Source organism: Pseudomonas sp. FSL W5-0203, assembly GCF_001896155.1.
Taxonomy (GTDB): domain Bacteria; phylum Pseudomonadota; class Gammaproteobacteria; order Pseudomonadales; family Pseudomonadaceae; genus Aquipseudomonas; species Aquipseudomonas paracarnis.
On record NZ_MPOR01000013.1, the window covers coordinates 1 to 21,014 of the forward strand.

The 21,014-nt window shown below is 60.7% G+C and carries 14 protein-coding genes; 5 read left to right on the forward strand and 9 right to left on the reverse strand.

Going from position 1 to position 21,014, the window contains the following annotated elements; translation table 11 throughout:
* The first annotated feature begins 266 nt into the window (after positions 1-266).
* Positions 267-1,685: an amino acid permease gene (locus BOP96_RS13865; RefSeq protein ID WP_020301190.1), complete on the forward strand. Its 1,419-nt coding sequence runs from the start codon at positions 267-269 to the stop codon at positions 1,683-1,685.
* A gap of 41 nt (positions 1,686-1,726) precedes the next feature.
* On the opposite strand, the gene BOP96_RS13870 is transcribed toward BOP96_RS13865, so the two are convergent.
* From BOP96_RS13870 to BOP96_RS13890, 5 genes are all read right to left on the reverse strand, one after another.
* A complete protein-coding gene (locus BOP96_RS13870; protein ID WP_073453090.1) occupies positions 1,727-8,221 on the reverse strand; it encodes an NEL-type E3 ubiquitin ligase domain-containing protein in 6,495 nt (2,164 codons plus the stop codon).
* 65 nt (positions 8,222-8,286) lie between these two features.
* Positions 8,287-9,417, reverse strand: a complete 1,131-nt coding sequence (locus BOP96_RS13875; RefSeq protein ID WP_014717104.1) for an OpgC family protein — start codon at positions 9,415-9,417, stop codon at positions 8,287-8,289.
* A gap of 125 nt (positions 9,418-9,542) precedes the next feature.
* Entirely contained in the window at positions 9,543-9,839 is a 297-nt protein-coding gene (locus BOP96_RS13880) for a cupin domain-containing protein (protein WP_014717105.1), read from the reverse strand.
* Between the two features lie 60 nt (positions 9,840-9,899).
* Positions 9,900-10,184 carry a putative quinol monooxygenase gene (locus BOP96_RS13885; protein ID WP_014717106.1) on the reverse strand — a complete coding sequence of 95 codons (285 nt, stop codon included), beginning with the start codon at positions 10,182-10,184 and terminating at the stop codon, positions 9,900-9,902.
* Positions 10,185-10,196: 12 nt separating this feature from the next.
* Entirely contained in the window at positions 10,197-11,816 is a 1,620-nt protein-coding gene (locus BOP96_RS13890; protein ID WP_073453092.1) for an FMN-binding glutamate synthase family protein, read from the reverse strand.
* 302 nt (positions 11,817-12,118) lie between these two features.
* On the opposite strand from BOP96_RS13890, the gene BOP96_RS13895 reads away from it, so the two are divergent.
* The gene (locus BOP96_RS13895; protein WP_014717108.1) at positions 12,119-12,391 is read left to right on the forward strand and encodes a type B 50S ribosomal protein L31; all 273 of its coding nucleotides are present in this window, start codon (positions 12,119-12,121) and stop codon (positions 12,389-12,391) included.
* Between the two features lie 20 nt (positions 12,392-12,411).
* Here the strand turns inward: BOP96_RS13895 and BOP96_RS13900 are convergent, their stop codons facing one another.
* Genes BOP96_RS13900 through BOP96_RS13915 form a run of 4 tightly spaced genes read right to left on the reverse strand, consistent with a single transcriptional unit; the run spans position 12,412 to position 18,476 of the window.
* Positions 12,412-13,791 carry an ATP-binding protein gene (locus tag BOP96_RS13900; protein WP_014717109.1) on the reverse strand — a complete coding sequence of 460 codons (1,380 nt, stop codon included), beginning with the start codon at positions 13,789-13,791 and terminating at the stop codon, positions 12,412-12,414.
* On the reverse strand, positions 13,788-15,605 hold the full coding sequence (locus BOP96_RS13905) for a DAHL domain-containing protein (protein ID WP_014717110.1): 1,818 nt from the start codon (positions 15,603-15,605) through the stop codon (positions 13,788-13,790). The genes BOP96_RS13900 and BOP96_RS13905 overlap by 4 nt, the downstream gene beginning before the upstream one ends.
* Entirely contained in the window at positions 15,602-16,567 is a 966-nt protein-coding gene (locus BOP96_RS13910; RefSeq protein WP_014717111.1) for a cytochrome-c peroxidase, read from the reverse strand. Before BOP96_RS13910 ends, BOP96_RS13905 begins: the two co-directional genes overlap by 4 nt.
* 34 nt (positions 16,568-16,601) lie before the next feature.
* The gene (locus BOP96_RS13915; protein ID WP_073453095.1) at positions 16,602-18,476 is read right to left on the reverse strand and encodes a putative bifunctional diguanylate cyclase/phosphodiesterase; all 1,875 of its coding nucleotides are present in this window, start codon (positions 18,474-18,476) and stop codon (positions 16,602-16,604) included.
* A 199-nt stretch (positions 18,477-18,675) separates the two neighbouring features.
* On the opposite strand from BOP96_RS13915, the gene BOP96_RS13920 reads away from it, so the two are divergent.
* The 3 genes from BOP96_RS13920 to BOP96_RS13930 are packed head-to-tail and all read left to right on the forward strand — an operon-like array spanning position 18,676 to position 20,902.
* A complete protein-coding gene (locus BOP96_RS13920; RefSeq protein ID WP_014717113.1) occupies positions 18,676-19,989 on the forward strand; it encodes an HD domain-containing phosphohydrolase in 1,314 nt (437 codons plus the stop codon).
* Entirely contained in the window at positions 19,986-20,399 is a 414-nt protein-coding gene (locus BOP96_RS13925) for an NUDIX hydrolase (protein ID WP_073453097.1), read from the forward strand. The genes BOP96_RS13920 and BOP96_RS13925 overlap by 4 nt, the downstream gene beginning before the upstream one ends.
* Complete coding sequence (locus BOP96_RS13930; protein ID WP_073453099.1) at positions 20,396-20,902, forward strand: GNAT family N-acetyltransferase; 507 nt, start codon at positions 20,396-20,398, stop codon at positions 20,900-20,902. Before BOP96_RS13925 ends, BOP96_RS13930 begins: the two co-directional genes overlap by 4 nt.
* Positions 20,903-21,014 lie beyond the last annotated feature (112 nt).

Here is a 21,014-nt window from a genome sequence, read left to right on the forward strand (position 1 = left end):
GGGAGAGGTCATGCAAAATTCCATGGCAATGCGGCATGATGCTCCGGCTTCAATTCAATAACCGTGTTGCACTCAGCTCCTGCAACCGCCGAGTGAAATATCCTACCGCTTGCTTTTTATACTGACGCCCCGCTGACCTGGCCGCCTACGCCCGCCAGGCGGGTTTGCCCACGAGGCAGACCCGGTCAAGCCGGTGTATCGGCCTACACGCTGCTGCACCACAGGCTCGGTGGCTTAATCCAATAACAAAATGAGGTTGTATCCCTATGCCTGTCGGCAAACCACTGCCCCCTGGCGAGACCGCTCAAGGCGGACCGCTCAAACGCGAACTCGGTGAACGGCATATTCGCCTGATGGCGCTTGGCGCCTGCATCGGTGTGGGCCTGTTCCTGGGTTCGGCCAAGGCGATTGAAATGGCCGGCCCGGCGATCATGCTCTCGTACATCATCGGTGGCCTGGCCATTCTGGTGATCATGCGCGCCCTCGGTGAAATGGCGGTACACAACCCCGTGGCCGGTTCGTTCAGCCGCTATGCCCAGGATTACCTCGGGCCGTTGGCGGGTTTTCTCACCGGCTGGAACTACTGGTTCCTGTGGCTGGTGACCTGCGTCGCGGAAATCACCGCCGTAGCGGTGTACATGGGCGTCTGGTTCCCCGACACGCCGCGTTGGATCTGGGCCCTGGCGGCACTGATCAGCATGGGCACCATCAACCTGATCGCGGTAAAGGCTTTCGGTGAGTTCGAATTCTGGTTTGCACTGATCAAGATCGTCACCATCATTGCCATGGTAATCGGCGGCGTCGGCATCATTGCCTTCGGCTTCGGCAATGACGGCGTTGCACTGGGCATTTCCAACCTGTGGGCCCATGGCGGCTTCATGCCCAATGGCGTGCAGGGCGTGCTGATGTCATTGCAGATGGTGATGTTCGCCTACCTGGGCGTCGAGATGATCGGCCTCACCGCCGGTGAGGCGCGCAACCCGCAGAAGACCATCCCCAGCGCCATTGGCTCGGTGTTCTGGCGCATCCTGTTGTTCTACGTCGGCGCGTTGTTCGTGATCCTGTCGATCTACCCGTGGAATGAAATCGGCACCCAGGGCAGTCCGTTCGTGATGACCTTCGAGCGCCTTGGCATCAAGACCGCTGCCGGCATCATCAACTTCGTGGTGATCACCGCCGCGCTGTCCTCCTGCAACGGCGGTATCTTCAGCACCGGGCGCATGCTCTATAGCCTGGCGCAGAACGGCCAGGCGCCAGCTACCTTTGGCCAGACCTCCAGCAATGGCGTGCCGCGCAAGGCGCTGCTGTTGTCAATCTTTGCCTTGCTGCTCGGCGTATTGCTCAACTATCTGGTACCGGACCAGGTGTTCGTCTGGGTGACCTCCATCGCCACCTTCGGCGCGATCTGGACCTGGCTGATGATCCTGCTGGCGCAGCTCAAGTTCCGCAAAGGTTTGAGCCCTGCCGAGCAGGCAGGCCTGAAGTACCGCATGTGGCTGTACCCGGTCAGCTCCTACCTGGCGCTGGCGTTCCTGGTACTGGTGGTGGGCCTGATGGCGTACTTCCCGGACACCCGCGTGGCCTTGTATGTGGGGCCTGCGTTCCTGGTATTGCTGACTGTGCTTTACCATGTGTTCAAATTGCAGCCAACGGCTACCCCTAGCACTGCAACGCGCTCGGTTTAACCTGTTGCAACGGCCTGCCGCAGCAGGCGGGCCGTTTTCTTTCAGGGCCGGGTGATTGACGCCCGTATGGCTTGCGTCAGTTGTCGCAGCAGCGAGGCCAACTCCTCCTTTTCATCGTCGATGATTGCCTGGCGCCGGTCCAGGTAGGCGTCCGAGCGTCTGTCCAATTCCTCCCGATTAAGCCTTTCGATTTTGTGGCGCGTGGTGTCCCGAATGGCCGTGAATGGCTCTGGCAGGTGGCGCGTCATGAACTCGATCCAGAAGGGTTCGGTCATCAGCGCTTCGTACGCGGCGTCGGTGTTCTTGAGCGCTTGCAGCCGCTGGCGAGCGCGGGTGACGTCTGCGGCGCTGACCCAGCTGTCGACCGAGTACAGCATTTCCTCGCGACCTACCGGCAGGCTGAACTCCTGAGCCAGCGCTATGCGCAAGTAAAGCTTGATTTCAACGTCGTCCGGGTTTTTGTCAGCGGCACGCAGCGCCAGAATATGTTCCTCGGCGAATTGGTCCAGTTCACGCAGGAAAAATACGCTGATGCTCAGTTCCATCAGTTCGCGGCTGGCTTGCAGAGTGGCGGGTTGCACCTTGGCCTGGTGACGCCGGTGCGCGATTTCCATATCAATGAAGGTCAACAGCGCACCGTCGCCGCAGGTGCCTGCCAGGTAGGTGTTGAGGAAGATTTCATTGCGCAATTCAGTGGAGTTGCCCATGGCCTCCATCAGTTTCCAGACGCGTTCGGTCAGTGCTGGGCGCAAATGCGTATTGCGGTAGGCATAAGCGCTGGTCAAATCCCGGAATACCCGAAAGGCGTCATCGGGCCTGGGCTCTTCGATCTGCAGCAGTTGGTCCCAGAGGGTGCGGCGTTGTGCGTGTTCAGCCTGCGGTATGCCGCTCAACCAATCGGAACAACCTGCCGGGAGCAGTTGATGGACAATTCCGGGTAGTGGCCCACCGGCGGTGTTCCCGGTGCGCAGGCGGTATTCACCTATCAATGCCAGGGACTCGGCATTCAGCGGGTTGTCATGCAAATTGATATTGCGGCTGGAGCGGACCCTTCGATCGGATTGGAACAGGGTCGGCGGCAACGTCGTCAGTTGATTCTCCTGGAGCAGCAGTTGGGTCAGCAGAGGCCTGCTTTCAGCCCCGGCGGGCCATTGATCGAGCTGGGTGTTACGCAGGTTGAGGATTCGTAAACGCTCCATGGCGCTGACGTCCGGAGCCAGGCGCAACGGGTTGTCGTTCAGGTTCAACTCCTGCAACGCCGTCATTTGCCCCAAGCGTTGGCGAGCCTCCTCGGTCAAGGTGATGTTGTTGCCACCCAGATTCAGAATTTGCAGCTGGCGCATCTGGGTGATTTCGACGGGCAGCTCGTTGAGCAGGCAATCGATATTCAGCGTACGCAGATTGGAAAAGCGACTCAGAAAGGCGTTGCCGGTGGGCGGGAAAGCATTGCCCGAGATGTTCAGGTATTCAATGTGTTCAAAGCCCCGTGTTCCCAGGATGAAGTCGGCGTCGGGCAGGTTGTTGTCATCCAGACGCAGGATCATACAGTGGGTATCGAACTGGCCGTGGATATGGCCGCGCCAGGTTTCCCGGCGCCAGGCCCGACGAATGTGCTGGGCCAGGTGGCGCCGCCGGCCCATGTTCAGCCCCAAGGGGTCGGTGGCAGAGTCGTCAATGGGCTGCGGGGTTTCTGCCCACCGAGTCAAACCGTAATCCAGGCTGGCGTATTCGACTCTGCGCCGTTCCAGTTCCAGCAGCAGGGCGGGTTGTGACAGGCCCAGTGAGTCGATCAGATCACCGGCGTGCATCGCATTGAGGCTGGGGTAGAGCGCCTGGACTTTGCTGATCAGGTCTGGCGACCGAAGGGGGCGGGCGGGCCACAGGTTTTGCAGTGAAAGCGGGTACACCACGAACGAGCTGTTTACCTGCATGGGCGGCTGCAGCCATGGCGGAATATGGGGCAGGTCGAGCAACCGTTTGATCGACACACGCTGGTTGAGCGCCAGGTCGACGATACGCGCCTGCAGCGCCGTTGGGTCCAGCCGGTCAGCCACGCCCAAGGCCTCGCATTCGCATGTCGACAGCAGCAGGATAATCGCGCTCAACAGGTCACAGGTACTGTCTGCCGGATCGTTGAGTGAACGGCCTTGTGCGTCGAGCGCACGGTAACGCCCACCCTCCCGAATAAGTGAGCGGCGATCGGTGCCGTTCAGATTACCGCCGCTCTCGAGCAGGCGCCCCGGGTCGCGTTCAGAGTGAACATCCAGGCGCAATTGTGCAGGCCAGCCCGGAAGGGTTTTGAGCAAGTGCAGGATGATGGAGTCGCTGTCGGGGTTCATCAGGGTGGTCAGGTACAGGCCTTCATACGCACGGTTGAGGCGCAGGTCGTTGGCGGTCAGCCGGGCTTGTTCGGCCAGGCGCAGGCCGACCTGATCCTTGTCCTGGAGCTGGCGCTGTTCTTTGAGCGTGGCCTGGCCGAGGATGGCCCTGACGGCACTGACGGGCAGATGGGGATGTTGAGCTTTCAGGCGCGTCTCCAGAAGTGTGCCGGGCTGTTCGCTTTGCGTGTAAAACTGCTCGAACAACTGGGCCCGTTCCTGGTAGGCGTACTCGGCGATTTTCTTTGCCAACTTGAACTGGCGTTCTTGCACGGTGCCTGGCAGTTCCCCCAGCAGTGCCTGGACCAGGGTGTCATTGAGTGCCGCATCGTGCAGCGGCGTCGGCCCTCGGGCGTCGGCTTCTGAAATCAAGATCTTCTCTATGGGGTTTTTGACCCTGGCCGGGTATTGCGCCAGTACTTGGCGTTGTCTGCCCACCACTTGCAACACATGGGTCTCAGGCCAGCCCGGCAGCAGGCTCAGCAACATCAATTGCAGGGTCGGGCGGGCGTTGTGGCGGGCTGACGCCGTGCGCATGGCCTCGATGAAGTGCAGGATTTGCCGCTCGATAGCCACCCGCTTACGGGTATCGGCAAGCAGCGGCGGTGGCGGCAGGCCGGCGCTGTGCACTTCACGCAGGGCCCGAGCCGGGGTATCGGTGATGGCGAGGATGCGTGCCGAGGTTGGCCGGTCGATGTGGAGCTCTTGCGGGCCCAGGCGATAGAGCAATGCATGGTCATCCCAGCTAAGCGGGTCTTCGCTGGCCAAGCGCCAGGCACCGTGGCCATTGTGTTCGAGCCGTGGTGTATCGACGCCGACTTTCTGCGGATGCTTGAGCCGCCACTTGAGCACTTGTTGATCGAATGTGATCGGATACAGCGAGCCGTAGAGGGCAATCAACTGCTGGTCTCGCCATTGATAGATGCCCTCGGCGTTGGCCTGCACGTGCGCCGGCAGCAGCACATTCTGTTCGTACTGCCCCAGAGAACCGTTGAGCAGGCTGACACCTTCGGGGCCGCGCCGTTCGCTCATCAGGTCGCCCAGGGTTTTGCGCAGGCCCTTGGCATCGGTGTCGGCGGTCATGCCCAATTGGGTGCGTTCGTGAGGTTGCAGCACCGAGGCAATGGCCAGGTAAAAACTGTCGGTGGTGGGCGATACAGGAATGGTGCCGCCGTTGCGCATGTCATACGCTTCGTAGCGGCCTTCGCCGTAATGGCGCAGTTCAACCGTGGTGTCATCGGGCCCCGTCGAGACATAGGGCCGGGTGATAACGCCATCGACGACCTCGGTCACCACGAAAGCGCGGTTGAGCCGCGTGCGTAGCAGGCTGGATGCAAACTCCCGGGCCCACTGGTCGTTGTCTGGATTGAACGGGCGCGAATGGTACAGGCCGTCGATGGCGGCATCGAGACGCAACGCGATGCGGTGTTGTTCCAGCCCTTGATGGACTGTGGGTGGCAGGGTGGCGTCCTGTAAAAAGCGTGCTTGCTGCTCTGAGGTCAGTGGGTGTTGCTCAAGCAATTGTGCCAGGTTGGCTGGCGTGAGCGGGGGATAGCGTTCGTGCAGTTTTCGCAGCAATGGCGTGATCGCTACCAGCGGTTGAGCCACCCTGGTGGGTACAAGCGAACGGGCCGGATGGTCCGCAGGCATTTCGTGGCGGGCGTAACCGGCGAAACGAGTCATGGCGTTGAACAGGTCGGCACGTCGGGCCTGGGCCAGGGCGCTGATTTGCAGGCGCAAGCGGGCGATACGCTGGGTATTGTTGAGCAGCGGGCTACCGGCCTTGCCCAATACGGAACCGGCGGGTTGCTGGCGCAGGATCAGCTCAAACAGTGCCTGCCTCGTCGTTTCGCTGTCAGCAGGATCATCAAGCCCCGCGTAGCGGCCATCGTCGCGCCGCTTGATATTAATGGCCGTGGTCGTCTGCTCACTGGCGCTGTAGGTTTCGCTCAGATTGCCTTGGCCGTCATACACATTGATTGCCGCGCCCGCCGGCCACTCCGGTAATTGAGTCAGCAGGCACAGCACGGCACCGTCGGCGTGGGGCGGCATGTGGTCGCGTCGATGAAAGGTGTGGATGAGTTGTTCGATCACACGGTCGGCCTGCAGTCGACGCACCCCTTCGGTAAGGTTGACCGGCGTCGGCTGGCCTGCCCAGATAGCATCCAGGGTACTGCGGCTGGTGGCCGTGCTGCGCAGCAGGTTTTCCATGGACTCAATGGGCACGGCGGCAGCGCCATTGGGCAGCATGCGTTCGGCCAATTGCACGTTGGACAGGGTGTGTGCGTTTTGCAGGTCCAGCGTCCAGGCGTCCAGGTGCGGGGCGAACACAATCGGTGGGGCAAAGCCGCCCTGGTGGTCGTTCTTGAGCACAAAGCGCATCAGGCGGTTGTCGTAGCCCACCTCCACCACGTGTTTTTGCTCGGCCGCTTGAAGCCACACGTACTGTTTGCCCCTGAGCGAATAGATCCCCTGGGCATTGGCTATCTGGCCGTTGAGCAGGTGCTGGTCGAGGATCGCGTAGGGGCTGATGTCGGGTTTCCACAGCGCAGGGCTGCCATCGTTGCGCGTGACTTTGCGCGGGTTGCCCAGTTGCTGGAGCAACTGGTTCATGCGGCGACGATGTACTCGGCCGGCGGTAGAGATCAGCAGGCCGCTGATTGCCAGGTCGGCGACGTCACCTATCGCGGCGGCAAAGGTACTGGCCTCGCCCTTGAGCGCTTCGTTGACGCCCTGCGTGACGCTGTGGGCCAGGCTGCCGAATACCGCCACTTGCATGACCCGGTTCAAGCCGGTGACGCCGCCCGGTACAGGCGTCAGCAACAATTCCAGGACTTCGGCGGCAATCGCGGCGGCGCCATCGATGACGGCTTGCACGTCGCGGTCCGTACGGGTATTGGCCAATGTGGCCAGGTTGGACTGCAATTGTTGCACCATCGAGGCGGTCAAGGTGTCGACCACTGAAACGGGACGCGGGCTCTTGGGCACGGGTGTGAAGCGCAGGTCAGCCAGCGTGTGCTCGGGGAACAGGTAGTGCAGGCTGTCGTACAGAAAAGCGGCAGCGGCAGACAAACCCTCGGGGCGCTCTTGCGCGTACAACAGGCGTTTGAACTCGTTGAGTTCGGTGATCGGCAACTGGCGAGAAAACCAGCCCAGGTCGTGTTTGCGATGGCTTTCTTTGAGTTGCGCCAGAAATTGGGCATGGGCGCTGCGTGCATCGGGATGGAAACGCAGCGCGCCACCGGGGCGGAAAGGGAAGTAGGAGACTACTCCAAGGCTGGCGACCGGAATCAGCAGCAGCGGCAATGGAACAGCGCTGGCGGGCGGCGTGAGGGTGACCTGCGGAAACGCACCTGACGGTTTGCTCAGCGCCAATTGCTCAATGTGCTGGACCGTTTCATCCTTGTCGATGGCCTCGATCAACGTGTTGTAAAGCCCAAGGGTCAGGCCAGAGCTGCGGCGATTGCGATAGGCTTCTAGGGCCTCGAAGCGCAGGCAGGCGCGTGCACTGGTGCGCAACAGGGCATGCAGGTTGCCGTCCGGGCGCAACTGCGCATTGAGGGTTGCTTGCAGCGCGCCGCCCAGGTCCAGCTCGCGGGTGATCGCGATAAACGACTCCACCGTCAGCGACTTGTCGTGGCTGCCGGACAGGTAGGAAGCGTCGACGAATGTGTGGCCGGAAGCCTGGCGCGTCTGGGTGGCGAAACTGAAGTTCAGGCATGCGGCTTCCCACAATGACATCGTCGACAGGTGCGGCCGGTATTTCCATTCGTCATACGCCCTGCGAAAGCGCTTGGGGTTCAGGCCGTTGACCGTGCTGGCACGGGGCTCCCACGGGAGGGGCGGCGAGACCGGTTCCAGATAGCGTGTGTGCAGGTAGATTTTTTCTGGATCCTGGCCGCCGACCTTCGCCCTCAGGCGTGCCAGGCCCTGCGCCTTGAAGGTGCTGATCAGGGTGTTGTTGGCGGCTTCCACCGTCATGAGTGCGCGATGTGCCTCGCGCTGCAGCTTCACATACTCACGTTGTTGGGTGGGCGTGAGGCTGGCCAGGGTTTGGGCGACGGTGTCGCGGATCATTGCCAGGGCTTGTTGCCGGTTCCAGGACTCGCTGTCTTGCAAGGTCCCGGATAAACCGTTGAGCAGTAACTGGGTGGGCATGGCGCCATTTCCTTTCACGGTGAGGTGGAAGGGCAATGGAACCATCCCGCTGATGGGCGCCGTGGCTAACTATGTAGCGATGCGGCGCGGGCGGCGGCGCGTTGGTTCAGTTGCTTGTTCACGTCCAGCCACCCCGCGAGTGCCGCCATCAGCGCCGCCCCTGCCAGGGCCGTGGTCAGCTTGATCGCCAGGGAGTCGCCGGCCATGGCATTGAGCATATCGGCCAACGGTGCCAACACCACCCCCAGGCAAAACACTTCCAGTGAATAACGCCCCATCCGCGCCAGTTGTCGGGCCAGCCACTGTTGCGTCCAGCCGACATCGGGAAGGAGTTTGGCGGTGACGTAGGCCAAGGCCAGGAAGTGCAGCAGGCGCACGGGGGACAGGTCAGTCTTGCTGATCGGGTACAGCCATTCGCCAATCGCCCTCGGCATCCAGGCGTCGTGCACCTCGGGCCAGCGCCACGACAAGGTGATCACGCAGGTCACCAACACGTAGACCGCAGCGGCAACGAATAGCGGTTGGCGCAGCAGCGGGCGTGCATCGACCGGGCCTGGCGAACGCAAGGCCGACGCACCGCCGAGGATAAACAGGCATTGCCAGGTGACAGGGTTGAAGTACCACACGCCGCCGTTGCTGGCCGGCAGGTTCCAGCCTTGCCAAGGCGCCAGCAGATACACCGCTAACGATATCGCCACCATCAGCGTGGGCGCTCGCACCAGCAGCGGCAGGGTAATGGGCAGGCTCATCATCAGCACGATATACAGCGGCAATGGGTCGGTCAGGTTGGGTTTGAAGCGCAGCAACAGCTCATCGAGCAGGGCCTGCTGGGTGTGAGTGAGGAAATACTCGAGGCCCATCTCCTGCACCAGATCGCGGGTTTCGATATGGCTGTTGGCAAAAATCACGATGCCCATCAACAACGCCAACAGGAAAATATGCACCACGTAAAGCGTCCATACCCGGCGCAGGACCTTCACGCAGGCAAACACGTAGCCGTCGCGCAGCAGGATCTTGCCGTAGGCCAGCACCGCCGCGTAGCCGGCCAGGAACACGAAGATTTCGGCGGCGTCACTGAAGCCGAAATTCTGCACGGTGACATTGGCCAGGGGGTTGTGAGGCACGTGATCCCAGAAAATGAAGATCAACGCCAGGCCCCGAAAAAAATCGATGCGCGGGTCGCGTCCGTTCAGCATGGCAGCGGGCTCTTGAACAAGTAGTTGATTGACGATAGGTGAGCGTGGGCGTCGCCGCACGTAGGGCGGGCGCAGGTTGGCGGTATTTGTAAGCAATTGCAAAGGCTGGGTATTACTGAATGTCTCTAGAGATCAATGATCACCAGGGTGCCCTGGCTGCCTATGAGCACACCGTGGGCAGTGCCGGCTTCCACCAGGTACATCTGGCCGGCGTCCACCCTGATGGCTTGATCACCGATGCGCAGGTGCAAGTACCCGCTGATCACCAACAACCCTTCGTTGTAGTCGTGGGTCTCTTCCTCGTACGCCTGTTCATCCATGCGCAGTACTTTGATCCGCGCCGGGCCAACCTGGCCCAGACGTGTGGATGTCCAACTGTCGGGCAGTTGCGCGGCGATAGCGACGAAGTCCAATAACGGCATGTGAATCTCCTTGTTTCAACGATGCCGTCGGTGGTCCGGTTCAGCAGGCGGCGGGTCTTGTCAGAAAGCGTCCATCAACAAGACCCGGCATGGCTTGGCTTGATGCTCATTGATCTGGGGCACCAACCGGGTGAAGTGCTCGGTCTGGCAGTGCGCATCCAGCGCCGCCTGATCGGGCCATTGCTCGATAAAAATGAAGTGCCCGGGGTCTTTTTGATCGACAAACAAGTCGTAGGCAATGCACAGCGGTTCCTGGCGGGTTTTTTCCACCAGTTCGGCGTACCAGGGGCGCACGGTTTCCACATGTTCGGGCTTGATAAAGTCCTCAGCGATGACTTTCAGCATGGCAGGCGTCCTTCAGGCTGCTGCGGTTTCATGAGGCTCGAAACTGTCCGCCCGCGCCATCTGCCACATGCGCGAATAGAACTCGCCATTCACTTCACCGGTGAGCAACTCCCCAGGCTTGAGGAACACATGCAACTGAGAGAACAGCTTGATCTCCGTCGCCGACATCCGACGTACCAAATGCTTGGCCGACAACTGCGACGGATGCTCCAGCCCGGCGGCGGCGAGCATTTCTGCCAGGGCGTGCAGCGTGTTGCGGTGGAAGTTGAACACGCGCTGGGCCTTGTCCGGCACCACCAGCGCGCGTTGGCGCAGCGGGTCTTGGGTGGCGACGCCAGTCGGGCATTTGTTGGTGTGGCATGACTGCGACTGAATGCAGCCAATGGCGAACATGAAACCACGCGCCGAGTTGGCCCAGTCGGCGCCGATGGCCAGGACGCTGGCGATGTCGAACGCACTGACAATCTTGCCGCTGGCACCCAGCTTGATCTTGTCGCGCAGGTTCAGGCCCACCAGGGTGTTGTGCACGAACAGCAAGCCTTCACGCAGTGGCACGCCAATATGGTCGGTGAACTCCACGGGGGCGGCGCCGGTGCCCCCTTCCTTGCCGTCCACCACGATAAAATCCGGAAGGATGCCGGTTTCGAGCATGGCCTTGGCGATGCCCATGAATTCCCACGGGTGGCCCAGGCAGAACTTGAAGCCCACCGGTTTGCCGCCGGACCGTTCGCGCAATTGGGCGATGAATTGCATCAGCTCGATGGGCGTGGAGAACGCACTGTGGCGTGACGGTGATATGCAGTCTTCGCCCATCATGATGCCGCGCGTATCGGCGATTTCCTGGGTGACCTTGTGCTTGGGCAGGATCCCGCCATGGCCGGGCTTGGCACCTTGGCTCATCTTGATTTCGATCATGCGCACTTGCGGGTTCTGGGCCTGCACGGCGAAGCGTTCGGGGTCGAAACGGCCGTCGCTGGTGCGGCAACCGAAGTAACCGCTGCCCAGTTCCCAGGTCAGGTCGCCGCCGTTTTCTCGGTGATAGGGGCTGATGCTGCCTTCGCCGGTGTCATGGGCAAAGTTGCCGAGCTTGGCGCCGTGGTTGAGTGCCCGGATCGCGTTGGCGCTCAATGAGCCGAAACTCATGGCCGAGATATTGAACACCGACGCCGAGTATGGCTGTGCACACTGCGGGCCGCCGACCATCACGCGAAAGCTGCTGGGGTCGCTCAGTGGCGCAGGGCGCATGGAGTGGCCGATAAATTCAAAGCCTGACTGGTACACGTCAATCAGGGTGCCGAAGGGTTTGTCCGCCGTTTCGTTCTTGGCGCGCGAATACACCAGCGAGCGCTGGGCGCGGGAGAAGGGCAGGGCGTCGCTGTCGGACTCCAGCAGGTACTGGCGGATTTCCGGGCGGATGGTTTCTACCAGGTAACGGATATTGCCCAGGATCGGATAGTTACGGCGCACCGCATGGGGGCTTTGCAGCAGGTCGACAATGCCGATCAGGCTGAGTACGCCGGTGACCAGCGTGATCGGCCACAGCCATTCATGTTCGATAAAGGGGAGGCTGGCGAGGGTGAAAATGACGCACACAGCAAAGAAGGCGTAGCGGCTTAACAAGGACAGGCTCATACGGTTTCCTTGGGTTCGGACTCTTCAGGTCGATCCGCCATTCTGCGCCTGTCAGGAAACCATAGACAACCTGTGGGAATATTCAGTTTGGCAACGCGGGTGGGACAGACTGGCGTGGGATAGACACCTGTCGGCGCTTGATTCGGTTCTACCCTTGTCAGCATTGATAGTTTCGGGCCGCTCTCAGCATCGTCTTACTAGACGCAACAAGCCTAACCTTATTGCAAAAGGTTCTCGTTTGGGTGCTTGATGTTGTGTTACTGTATAACAAATCAACCGCACCCAGACGCCCCGGAGGCCTCATGAAAGCTGGTATCCACCCCGACTACCGCACCGTGCTGTTCCACGACACTGCCGCCGACGTGTTCTTCCTCATCGGTTCTACCGCCGACAGTGATCGCACCCATAAGCACAGCGACGGCAACACCTATCCCTACATCCCGCTGGACGTCTCCAGCGCCTCGCACCCGGTCTACACCGGCCAGCAGCGCAAGACCCAGGCCGAAGGCCGGATTGCCGGGTTCAACAAGCGTTTTGCATCGTTTGGGTCGAGCCCGAAAAAAGCTGACGCATGAGCATGATTCGGCGGCGTGCCCTACGCCGCCGTCTGCCGAATCGGCAGTACTACCCGAAACTTCGTACCCTTGCCTACCTCACTGCTGACGCTGATATCGCCACGGTGTTTCTTGACGATCCCGTAGGACAACGACAACCCCAACCCCGTCCCTTCGCCCACCGGCTTGGTGGTGAAGAAAGGGTCGAAAATCTTCTGCACGGTGTCGGGGGCAATCCCACAGCCGTTGTCTGCGACTTCCAGCCACACGTTTTCGCCTTCCACTCCGTTGCTGATGGTAATGGTGCCGCGCTCAGGGCCCATGGCTTGTGCGGCGTTGATCACCAGGTTCATCACCACCTGGTTGAGTTGGGAGGCCAGGCATTCGATTTCCGGCAGCGGCGTGTAGTGCTTGACCACATCGGCCTTGTACTTGAGTTCGCTGGCGACGATGTTCAGCGTCGAATCGATGCCTTGCTGCAGGTTGGCGAATTGCCAGGTCTGGTCGTTATCCACCCGTGAGAAGTTCTTCAGGTCCTTGACGATCTGCACCACACGGCCGATGCCGTCCTTGGATTCGCGGATCAGGATCGGAATGTCGTCCTTGAGAAAATCCAGGTCCAGCTCGTTGCGCAATGCCGTGAGCGGTTCGCGATGTTCTGGCGCCCCGATGTGCGCTTCGCTGCGCTGGTAGGCATCGAGCATCTGTTGCAGCTGCTTGAAGTAGCTGTCGAGGGTGCTGAGGTTGGAGGAAATAAAGCCCACCGGGTTGTTGATCTCATGGGCGACACCGGCCGCGAGTTGCCCCAGTGAGGCGAGTTTTTCCGACTGCACCAGTTGGCTTTCCAGGAGCTTGCGCTCTTCAATTTCCAGTTGCAGCGCTTGGGTGCGTTCTTCCACCAACCGCTCCAGCTGCGAGGTTTGCAGGGAGGCGCGGCGCGCCATGTCCCATTTGTTGGCCAGGGTGTTGGCCATTTGCTGGACTTCAATGTTGTCGAACGGCTTTTTCAGGATCAGCAGGCGGTCGTGGGCGTGCAGGCGAAACAACAGGTCATCCCAGGAATAGTCCGAGTAGGCGGTGCACACCACCACTTGCAGGTCAGGGGCGACTTTCCACAGTTCTTCAATGGTCTTGGCGCCGTCCCAACCCTGGGGCATCCGCATGTCAACGAAGGCCAACGCATAGGGGCGCTCTTGCGCCATGGCGCTGGTCAGCAAGCCCAGGCCTTCTTCGCCGCCATAAGCGCCGTGCAGTTCGAATGCCTGGGCTTGAGGTTTGGCCGCGTCGCCAAACAGTGCCGACTCCATCTCATCCAGCGCTTCGGTTGAGGCTTCGTCGGGCATCAGGATCTTGCGAAAATCCTCATGGATGGACGGTGTGTCATCGATCAGCAGGATGCGCCGGTTGGGAGGTTGGTTCATGAGCTGCTTCCGGCAAGGGTCAGGGGGATGGTCAAGGTGAAGACGGCGCCAAGGCCCGGCCCGTCGCTGTGGGCGCTGAGCTGGCCGTTCATTTCCACGGCGGCCAGGGCGCAGCTGTGCAGGCCGAAGCCGTGGCCTTCCTTGCGGGTGGTAAAACCGTGGGTGAAGATGCGTGCCATGTTCTCGGGCGGTATGCCTTCGCCATCGTCCTTCACACTGATCTTCAGGGTCTCATCGCCTACCGATTCCACCGCCAGGGTGATTTGCCGTGGCCGCTCAGACAGTTTGTCCATGGCGTATTTGGCATTGCTGATCAGGTTGACCATGATCAGCAGTAACCGGTGCTTGTCCGCCAATATCTCCGGCACCGGGGCGTACGCCTTCACAACAGTGACATGGTGACGGCTCAGCGCGCCGGCGTTCATGCGCAGGGCGTCATCCATCAAGGCGCTGATATTGACCGGCTCCAGCAAGGTAGACGCACCCGCATAGGATTGCTGGGTCGAGACGATGTCCTTGATGTGGTCCACGCTTTTGCTCAACTGCGCCAGCTCATCGCTCATGCCTTGCTGTTCGGTGGCAATCGCTTCGACCAACTGGTTCAGATAGCCCGGCAGCAACTTGCCCTTTTCATCCTCGGTAAGGAAGGTACCCAGGTCGCCTTGGTGAGCGTTGATCAGTTGCATGGCCTTGCCCAGGCCGAGCGCCTTGCTGCTGCGCAACTTGCGGCTGACCAGGTCGGCGGAGATGTTCACACTGTTGAGCACGTTACCGACGTTGTGCAGCACGTTGGTGGCGATCTCCGCCATGCCGGCCTGGCGGGCGCTGTCCATCAGCTCGCTCTGGGCATCCTTGAGCTGTTGCGTGCGCCGCTCCACCCGTTGCTCCAGGGTTTCGTTGGCGGCCTGCAACGCGCGGTTGACGCGGTTGATCTCGGCGAAGCTGCGCAGCAGGCGCACCGCCAGATAAAGCAGTAACACCACCAGCAAGGTCGAGAAGATCAGCAGGTAGCGATGGTACTGATGATCGATGAGGTCAGTGGCCTGCTGGTCCTGATTGAGGTGAGTGGTCAGGTCATCGAGGTGTTCGGCCACCGGTACGGCGGCAATCCGCTCGAGCAGGCTGTTGACCAGTGGCTGTTCGCGCAGGATCAGCGAAATATGATTGCTGAGAATCTCCACCGGTGCCTGGAACTCGCTGGGCAGGCTCTGTTGGTTGATGGCCAGCTTGCCCAGGCCCACCAGGATATCGGCGGCACGTTCGTCGCTGGTGACCTGGGCGAACTCCAGGCTGCTGAGCAGCAGGTCGTAAGTGTCGGTGGCCACGCTTTGCAGTTGCAGGCGGCCTTCGTCGGTCATGCTGTTGAATTGGGCCTGGATGTCGTCTTCGGCCGTCGGCAAAAAAGCCAATGAGTTACGCAGCACTGCGTTGTGGGATTTGAACTGGTCGACGAGCCGGGCTTTTTCCTCGATGGCCGTCAGGTACGCCGCATGGCTGGCTTGCCAACCGGGCAGGTCGGCAGCGCTGTGGTAGGTGTCGCGGCTCTCCAGTTCAGCGCCGATGCGGGTCATTTCGGTCAGCGGTGTGACCAGTGGGTCGTAGTTGTGGGTGATCGCGATGCGGGCCTTGAGTACTTCGCTGTCCCACTGGGCATTGAGCTGCTGGAGTTGGCGGATCAAGTCGCGCGACTGGGTATAAGTGGCTGTCTGGTCGCGTGAAGACTTGAAGTACAAAAACACCAGGGTGGAGGCCAGGAGCAGGGTGATGAGGCCTAGCAGGATCTGACTGGTGCGTCGGCGTGACAAGGGTCTCATAACGGTTTGCCCGCCCATTCACCGGTCAGGGTCTTGAGAAACTGGATAATCAGGTCCTTGTCTTCCTGGGACGGGTTGCGCCCCAACTGGTACTTGAACATTACGTCAACCGCCTCTTCAAGGGTCTTGGCCGAGGCGTCGTGGAAGTACGGCGCCGTGACGGCCACATTGCGCAGGCTGGGCACCTTGAACACATGGCGGTCCTCTTCATCCTGGGTCAGCAGGTAGCGCCCCAGGTCTGATTCCAGCGGGTTGCCGCGGGCCTTGAAGTAGTCGCCCATCACGCCGAACTTCTGGAACATATTGCCGCCAATGTTCACGCCCTGGTGACAGGCGATGCAGCCGTAATCCTTGAAGCGTTGGTAGCCGTATTTTTCCTGGCGGGTCAGGATATCGGTGTTGCCCAGCACGTATTGGTCAAACCGCGAGTTGGGTGTCAGCAGCGTGCGCTCGTAGGTGGCCAGGGCATTTTGCACATTGGAAGCGGTGACGCCATCGGGATAGGCCTGTTCGAACGCGTTCTGGTAGGCGGGCAGGGCAGACAGGTTGCGCACCACGGTTTTCCAGTCGCTGCCCATTTCCACCGGGCTGATCACCACCTGCTCGACCTGGGCCTCCAGCGTGTCCACCCGACCGTTCCAGAACTGTTTGAAGTTCAGGCTGGCGTTGAACACGGACGGGGTGTTGATCTGCACCGGTTTGCCGTCAAAGCCAATGGAGAATGGCTTGTTGTCGGCGCCGCCGCTGGTCAGTTGGTGACAGCTCGCGCAGGACAAGGTGTTGTTGACCGACAAACGCGGCTCGTTGAACAGTTGGCGACCCAATTCAACCTTGGCAGGGTCCAGTACTGGAACCGCCGGCAAGGGCTTGAGTGCTTCGTCCAGCGGCGCGGCTGACAGCGATGCGGTGCCCAGGCATAACGCGAACATCAGGCCGGAACGGTGGTTTACGACATTGCTCAAGCGAGCACTCCTTGCAGGCCCAGGGCTATTGATTTTATTGATCCGGCATCAGTGTCGCGCTATCCGTTTGCAGCAACTGCACGAAATCTTTCGAAGGCAGCGCCTTGCTGAACAGAAAACCCTGGCCCTCCTCACACTGCTGGGCTTTGAGGAAATTCAGTTGGCCGACGGTTTCCACGCCTTCGGCAATGATGTTCAGTTCCAGGCTCTTGCCCATGCCGATGATAGCGCTGATCAGTTGTTCGTCCTGGCTATTGATGCGCAGGCCGCGCACGAAGGATTGATCGATCTTCAGCACGTCGATGGGAAAGCGCCGCAGGTAGCTGAGGCTGGAGTAGCCAGTGCCGAAATCGTCCAGGGCCAGGCGGATGCCCATGGCCTTGATCTTTTGCAGGGTTTCCACGGTTTCGTCGACGTTCTGCATCAGCACGCTTTCGGTGATTTCCAGTTCCAGTTGGGTGGGCGGCAGGCCGGTGTCCTTGAGGATGGCGGCCAGGTTGTCGACGAAGTCCCGTTGGCGAAAGTCGATCGCCGAGATGTTCACCGACATGCGCAGGGGCGCCAGGCCCATCTCGCGCCAGGCTTGGGCCTGTGTACAGGCTTGGCGCAGTACCCACTGAGTCAGGCGTACGATCAGGCCGCTGTCTTCGGCGACCGGAATGAACTCCGCCGGGCTGACCCAACCCGACTGCGGTCGAAACCAGCGTGTCAGCGCTTCCGCACCGACGATGCGCCCGGTCTCCAGCGCCAGCTTGGGCTGGTAATGCAGCACAAACTCATCGCGGTCCAGCGCCTGGCGGATCGCGCTTTCCAGGTTTTGCTGGTGCTGGGCGCGCAGGTTCATGTCTTCGGTGTAAAAGCTGAGATCCCCCGGGCCGCGTTCTTTGCTGGTGCGCATCGCGGTTTCAGCGTGCTTGAGCAAACCCACGGCATTGTCGCTGTCATCGGGGTAAATACTGATGCCCAGGCTGGCGCTCACACTCAGGTCATGCCCCGCGACATGGCGAGTCGCGCTGACGGCATTGAGTACCTTTTGCGCAATGTGCTGGGTTTGCTGGGGGTGCTGGATATCGTTAAGCAGCACCACGAACTCATCGGAGCCATAACGAAACACCGAATCCGACGCCCGCACCGCCGCCACCAGGCTCAGGCTCACCTGCGCCAGCACCTCGTCGCCTGCCGGATAGCCCAGGGCGTTGTTGATGCGCTTGAAGCGGTCGAGCCCCAGAAACATCACCGCCAGTTGCGTGTCGTGCCTGCGGGCCAAGGCGATCGCCTGGGTCAGGCGGTCGCCCAGCAACGTGCTGTTGGGCAACTCCGTCAGGGCGTCGTATTGCAATAAGTGCGAGACCTTGAGCAGCTCCTGCACGCGTTCCTCGATGGTGCGCTCCAGGCTGATCACCTTGAGGGCCGCGTCCTGGGCCAGTTGCCATTTCCAGGTCAGGGCGCTGGCCATCTGGCGGATTTCCAGGTGGTCGAAGGGCTTTTTCAGGATCAGCAGTTGGTCGTTGTACTTCAGGCGCGCTTCGATGGCCTCGAAGGAATAGTCGGAATAGGCCGTGCAGAGCGCGATTTGCAGGTTGGGGTCCACCTCCCACAACTGTTCGATGGTGTGCAGGCCGTCCCAGCCAGGGGGCATGCGCATGTCGATAAACACCATGGCGTAGGGCGAGTGGGCGTCCAGGGCTTTCTTGACCAGCGCCAAGGCTTCCTGGCCCTGATAGGCCGAGTCCAGGTCAAACGCCTGGCGCACCGGCACCGTGGTGCCGAACAGGGCGGACTCCAGAGTGTCGAGGGAGGGCTCGCCGTACTCGTCGGCACAAAGGATCTTGCGGAAATCCTGGTGGATCGAAGCCGTGTCATCCACGATCAGGATGCGCCGGTTGGCCCGGCCCGATTCCGTCCTCATGGCGCACTCGGCACGTGCAAAAGGCTTGATGGCATGACAATTCCTTCCCTGGTTCTACAACTGAACGGGGCGCGAGCATGCAGTGCAGCATAGTTGAGTTCCCTTGATATCGACGGCCAGTTGGCGTCAAATCAATCGCGCTTTGTATTGCGCGGATTCAATTTAGCCTAACTTCGTTTAATTTGAAGGCAGAGTCGCCATGGATGAACAACTCGCTACGAAGTCCGTTGTTTTGCTGGTCGACGATGAAGAGTCGATCCTTAACAGCCTGCGCCGCCTGCTGCGCGGCCAGCCCTATGACGTGGTATTGGCCACCAGCGGCGCCCAGGCGCTGGAGATCATGGCGACCCGGCCTATCGATCTGGTGATGAGCGATGCGCGCATGCCCGGCATGGACGGCGCCACGCTGCTGGCCGAGGTCCACCGCCTGTATCCCGCCACCAGCCGCATCCTGCTCACCGGCTACGCCGACCTGACCACCATCATCAAGGCGATCAACGACGGGCAGATCCACCGCTACATCAGCAAACCCTGGAACGACGAGGAGTTGCAACTGGTGTTGCAGCAAACCCTCGAGCACCAACGGCTTGAACGCCTGGCCCGAGACCAGACCGAACAGCTCAAGCTGCTCAACGCCACCCTGGAAAAACGTGTGGCGGCGCGTACCGCCGAGTTGCAACAAACCGCCGACATGCTCGACCTGGCCTACGACGAGCTCAAGCGCAGCTACGTGACCGGCACCGAAGTCTTCTCGCTGCTGGCCAACCTGCGCTTGCCCAAGGACAAACAGACCAACCGTGCGTTGATCGAGTTGATCCGCGTGTATTGCGCCGCCCAGTCCATGGACGAATCCAGCACCCGTGACCTGACCATGGCCGCCGCGTTGTACAACATCGGCAAGTTGAGCTGGACCGACAGCATGATGGTTGCACCGTCGGACAAACTGCATAGCACCGACCGCGGTTTGTACCGTGAGTATCCGGGGCAGAGCGAGTCGTTGCTGATGACCCTGGAGCCGATGAAGGACGCGGCGCGGATCATTCGTCATCACCAGGAACGTTGGGACGGCACGGGGTTTCCCGACCACCTCAAGGGCGATACCATCCCGCCCGGTTCACGGCTGCTGAAGCTGGCGGTGGACTTTATCGAATTGCAGAAAGGCCTGATCCTGGAGCGACACCTCAACAGCGACGAAGCGCTGTTGTATATCCGCAAGTACGCCGGGCGCCTGTATGACCCGGCGTTGGTGGAAGATTTTGTGCAAGCCTGCGCCACCTTCCTCAGCGACGTGACCCTGGGCGACCCTACGGTCAAAGTCCTCACCACCCGTGAGCTTGAGGCCGGTATGGTGTTGGCCCGTAACCTCAACGCCGATAACGGCATGCTGTTGCTCAATGCCGGCAAAGTGCTGAACTTGCCGCTGGTGGACAAATTGATCGCGTTCGAAGCGATGGAAGGCGCCAAGTACAGCGTATTTATCAAACAGCCCGAAGAGACCTCGATTCTTTCATGAATGATTCAACCATCCGCATCGCCGCCGCCATCCTCATTGATCAAGCCGGCCAGACCCTGCTGGTGCGCAAGCGCGGCACCCAGGCGTTCATGCAACCTGGCGGCAAGATCGACGCGGGCGAACAACCCGTCCAGGCGCTGGCCCGTGAGCTTTATGAAGAGTTGAACCTGCACATCAAGGTAGAGAACGCCACGTACCTGGGCCAATTCTCGGCGCCTGCCGCCAACGAACCGGGCTTCACCGTGCAGGCCGAGCTGTTCCAGGTGCAGATCGACGTTGCGGTGATGCCAGCGGCGGAAATTGAAGAAATCCGCTGGATCGACCCCTCGGGCGATGGCGGCCTGCAATTGGCGCCGCTGACCCGCGATACGATCCTGCCGCTCTACCGCGCGTCGCTGATCGACGCATGATCATTCGCGCGCTGGAGGCTAAAGACGCGCCTGCTTACCGGGCGTTGATGCTACAGGCGTATGGCGCTTATCCCCACGCGTTCACCTCCAGCGTGGCCGAGCGTGCTCTGATGCCCCTGAGCTGGTGGGAAAAACGCCTCGACAGCCCGCTGGACCGTCTGTTTGGCGCCTTCGACGGCGATCAGTTGGCGGGTATTGTCGGCCTTGCGTTCGAGCCACGGGAAAAGGCCCGGCACAAAGTGACCTTGTTCGGCATGTACGTGACCGAGGCTTATCAACAGCAGGGGCTGGGGCGGCAACTGGTGCAAGCGGCACTGGAAGAGGCCCGCCGCCACCCGCGCCTGAAGCTGATCCAACTGACGGTCACCGCCGGCAATGACGCCGCCTTTGCGCTCTACCAGCGCTGCGGTTTCATTCAGTACGGCCTGGAGCCACTGGCGGTGCGGGTAGGCGTCGAATACTTCGACAAGATCCACATGTGGCGTGAATTGCACGTTGACTGAAATTCACTGTGGGAGCTGGCTTGCCTGCATCGCTGGCAAGCCCTGATCCCGGTCAGTTAAGCGAACGCAATACTCAAAGCAACGAAGATCAAAATGTGGGAGCGAGCTTGCT

Excerpts from the sequence above, each read along its gene's own strand:
- BOP96_RS13865 (WP_020301190.1), top strand. The coding sequence starts at position 267 with ATGCCTGTCGGCAAACCACTGCCCCCTGGCGAGACCGCTCAAGGCGGA.
- BOP96_RS13870 (WP_073453090.1), bottom strand. The coding sequence starts at position 8,221 with ATGCCCACCCAGTTACTGCTCAACGGTTTATCCGGGACCTTGCAAGAC.
- BOP96_RS13875 (WP_014717104.1), bottom strand. The coding sequence starts at position 9,417 with ATGCTGAACGGACGCGACCCGCGCATCGATTTTTTTCGGGGCCTGGCG.
- BOP96_RS13880 (WP_014717105.1), bottom strand. The coding sequence starts at position 9,839 with ATGCCGTTATTGGACTTCGTCGCTATCGCCGCGCAACTGCCCGACAGT.
- BOP96_RS13885 (WP_014717106.1), bottom strand. The coding sequence starts at position 10,184 with ATGCTGAAAGTCATCGCTGAGGACTTTATCAAGCCCGAACATGTGGAA.
- BOP96_RS13890 (WP_073453092.1), bottom strand. The coding sequence starts at position 11,816 with ATGAGCCTGTCCTTGTTAAGCCGCTACGCCTTCTTTGCTGTGTGCGTC.
- BOP96_RS13895 (WP_014717108.1), top strand. The coding sequence starts at position 12,119 with ATGAAAGCTGGTATCCACCCCGACTACCGCACCGTGCTGTTCCACGAC.
- BOP96_RS13900 (WP_014717109.1), bottom strand. The coding sequence starts at position 13,791 with ATGAACCAACCTCCCAACCGGCGCATCCTGCTGATCGATGACACACCG.
- BOP96_RS13905 (WP_014717110.1), bottom strand. The coding sequence starts at position 15,605 with ATGAGACCCTTGTCACGCCGACGCACCAGTCAGATCCTGCTAGGCCTC.
- BOP96_RS13915 (WP_073453095.1), bottom strand. The coding sequence starts at position 18,476 with ATGAGGACGGAATCGGGCCGGGCCAACCGGCGCATCCTGATCGTGGAT.
- BOP96_RS13920 (WP_014717113.1), top strand. The coding sequence starts at position 18,676 with ATGGATGAACAACTCGCTACGAAGTCCGTTGTTTTGCTGGTCGACGAT.
- BOP96_RS13925 (WP_073453097.1), top strand. The coding sequence starts at position 19,986 with ATGAATGATTCAACCATCCGCATCGCCGCCGCCATCCTCATTGATCAA.
- BOP96_RS13930 (WP_073453099.1), top strand. The coding sequence starts at position 20,396 with ATGATCATTCGCGCGCTGGAGGCTAAAGACGCGCCTGCTTACCGGGCG.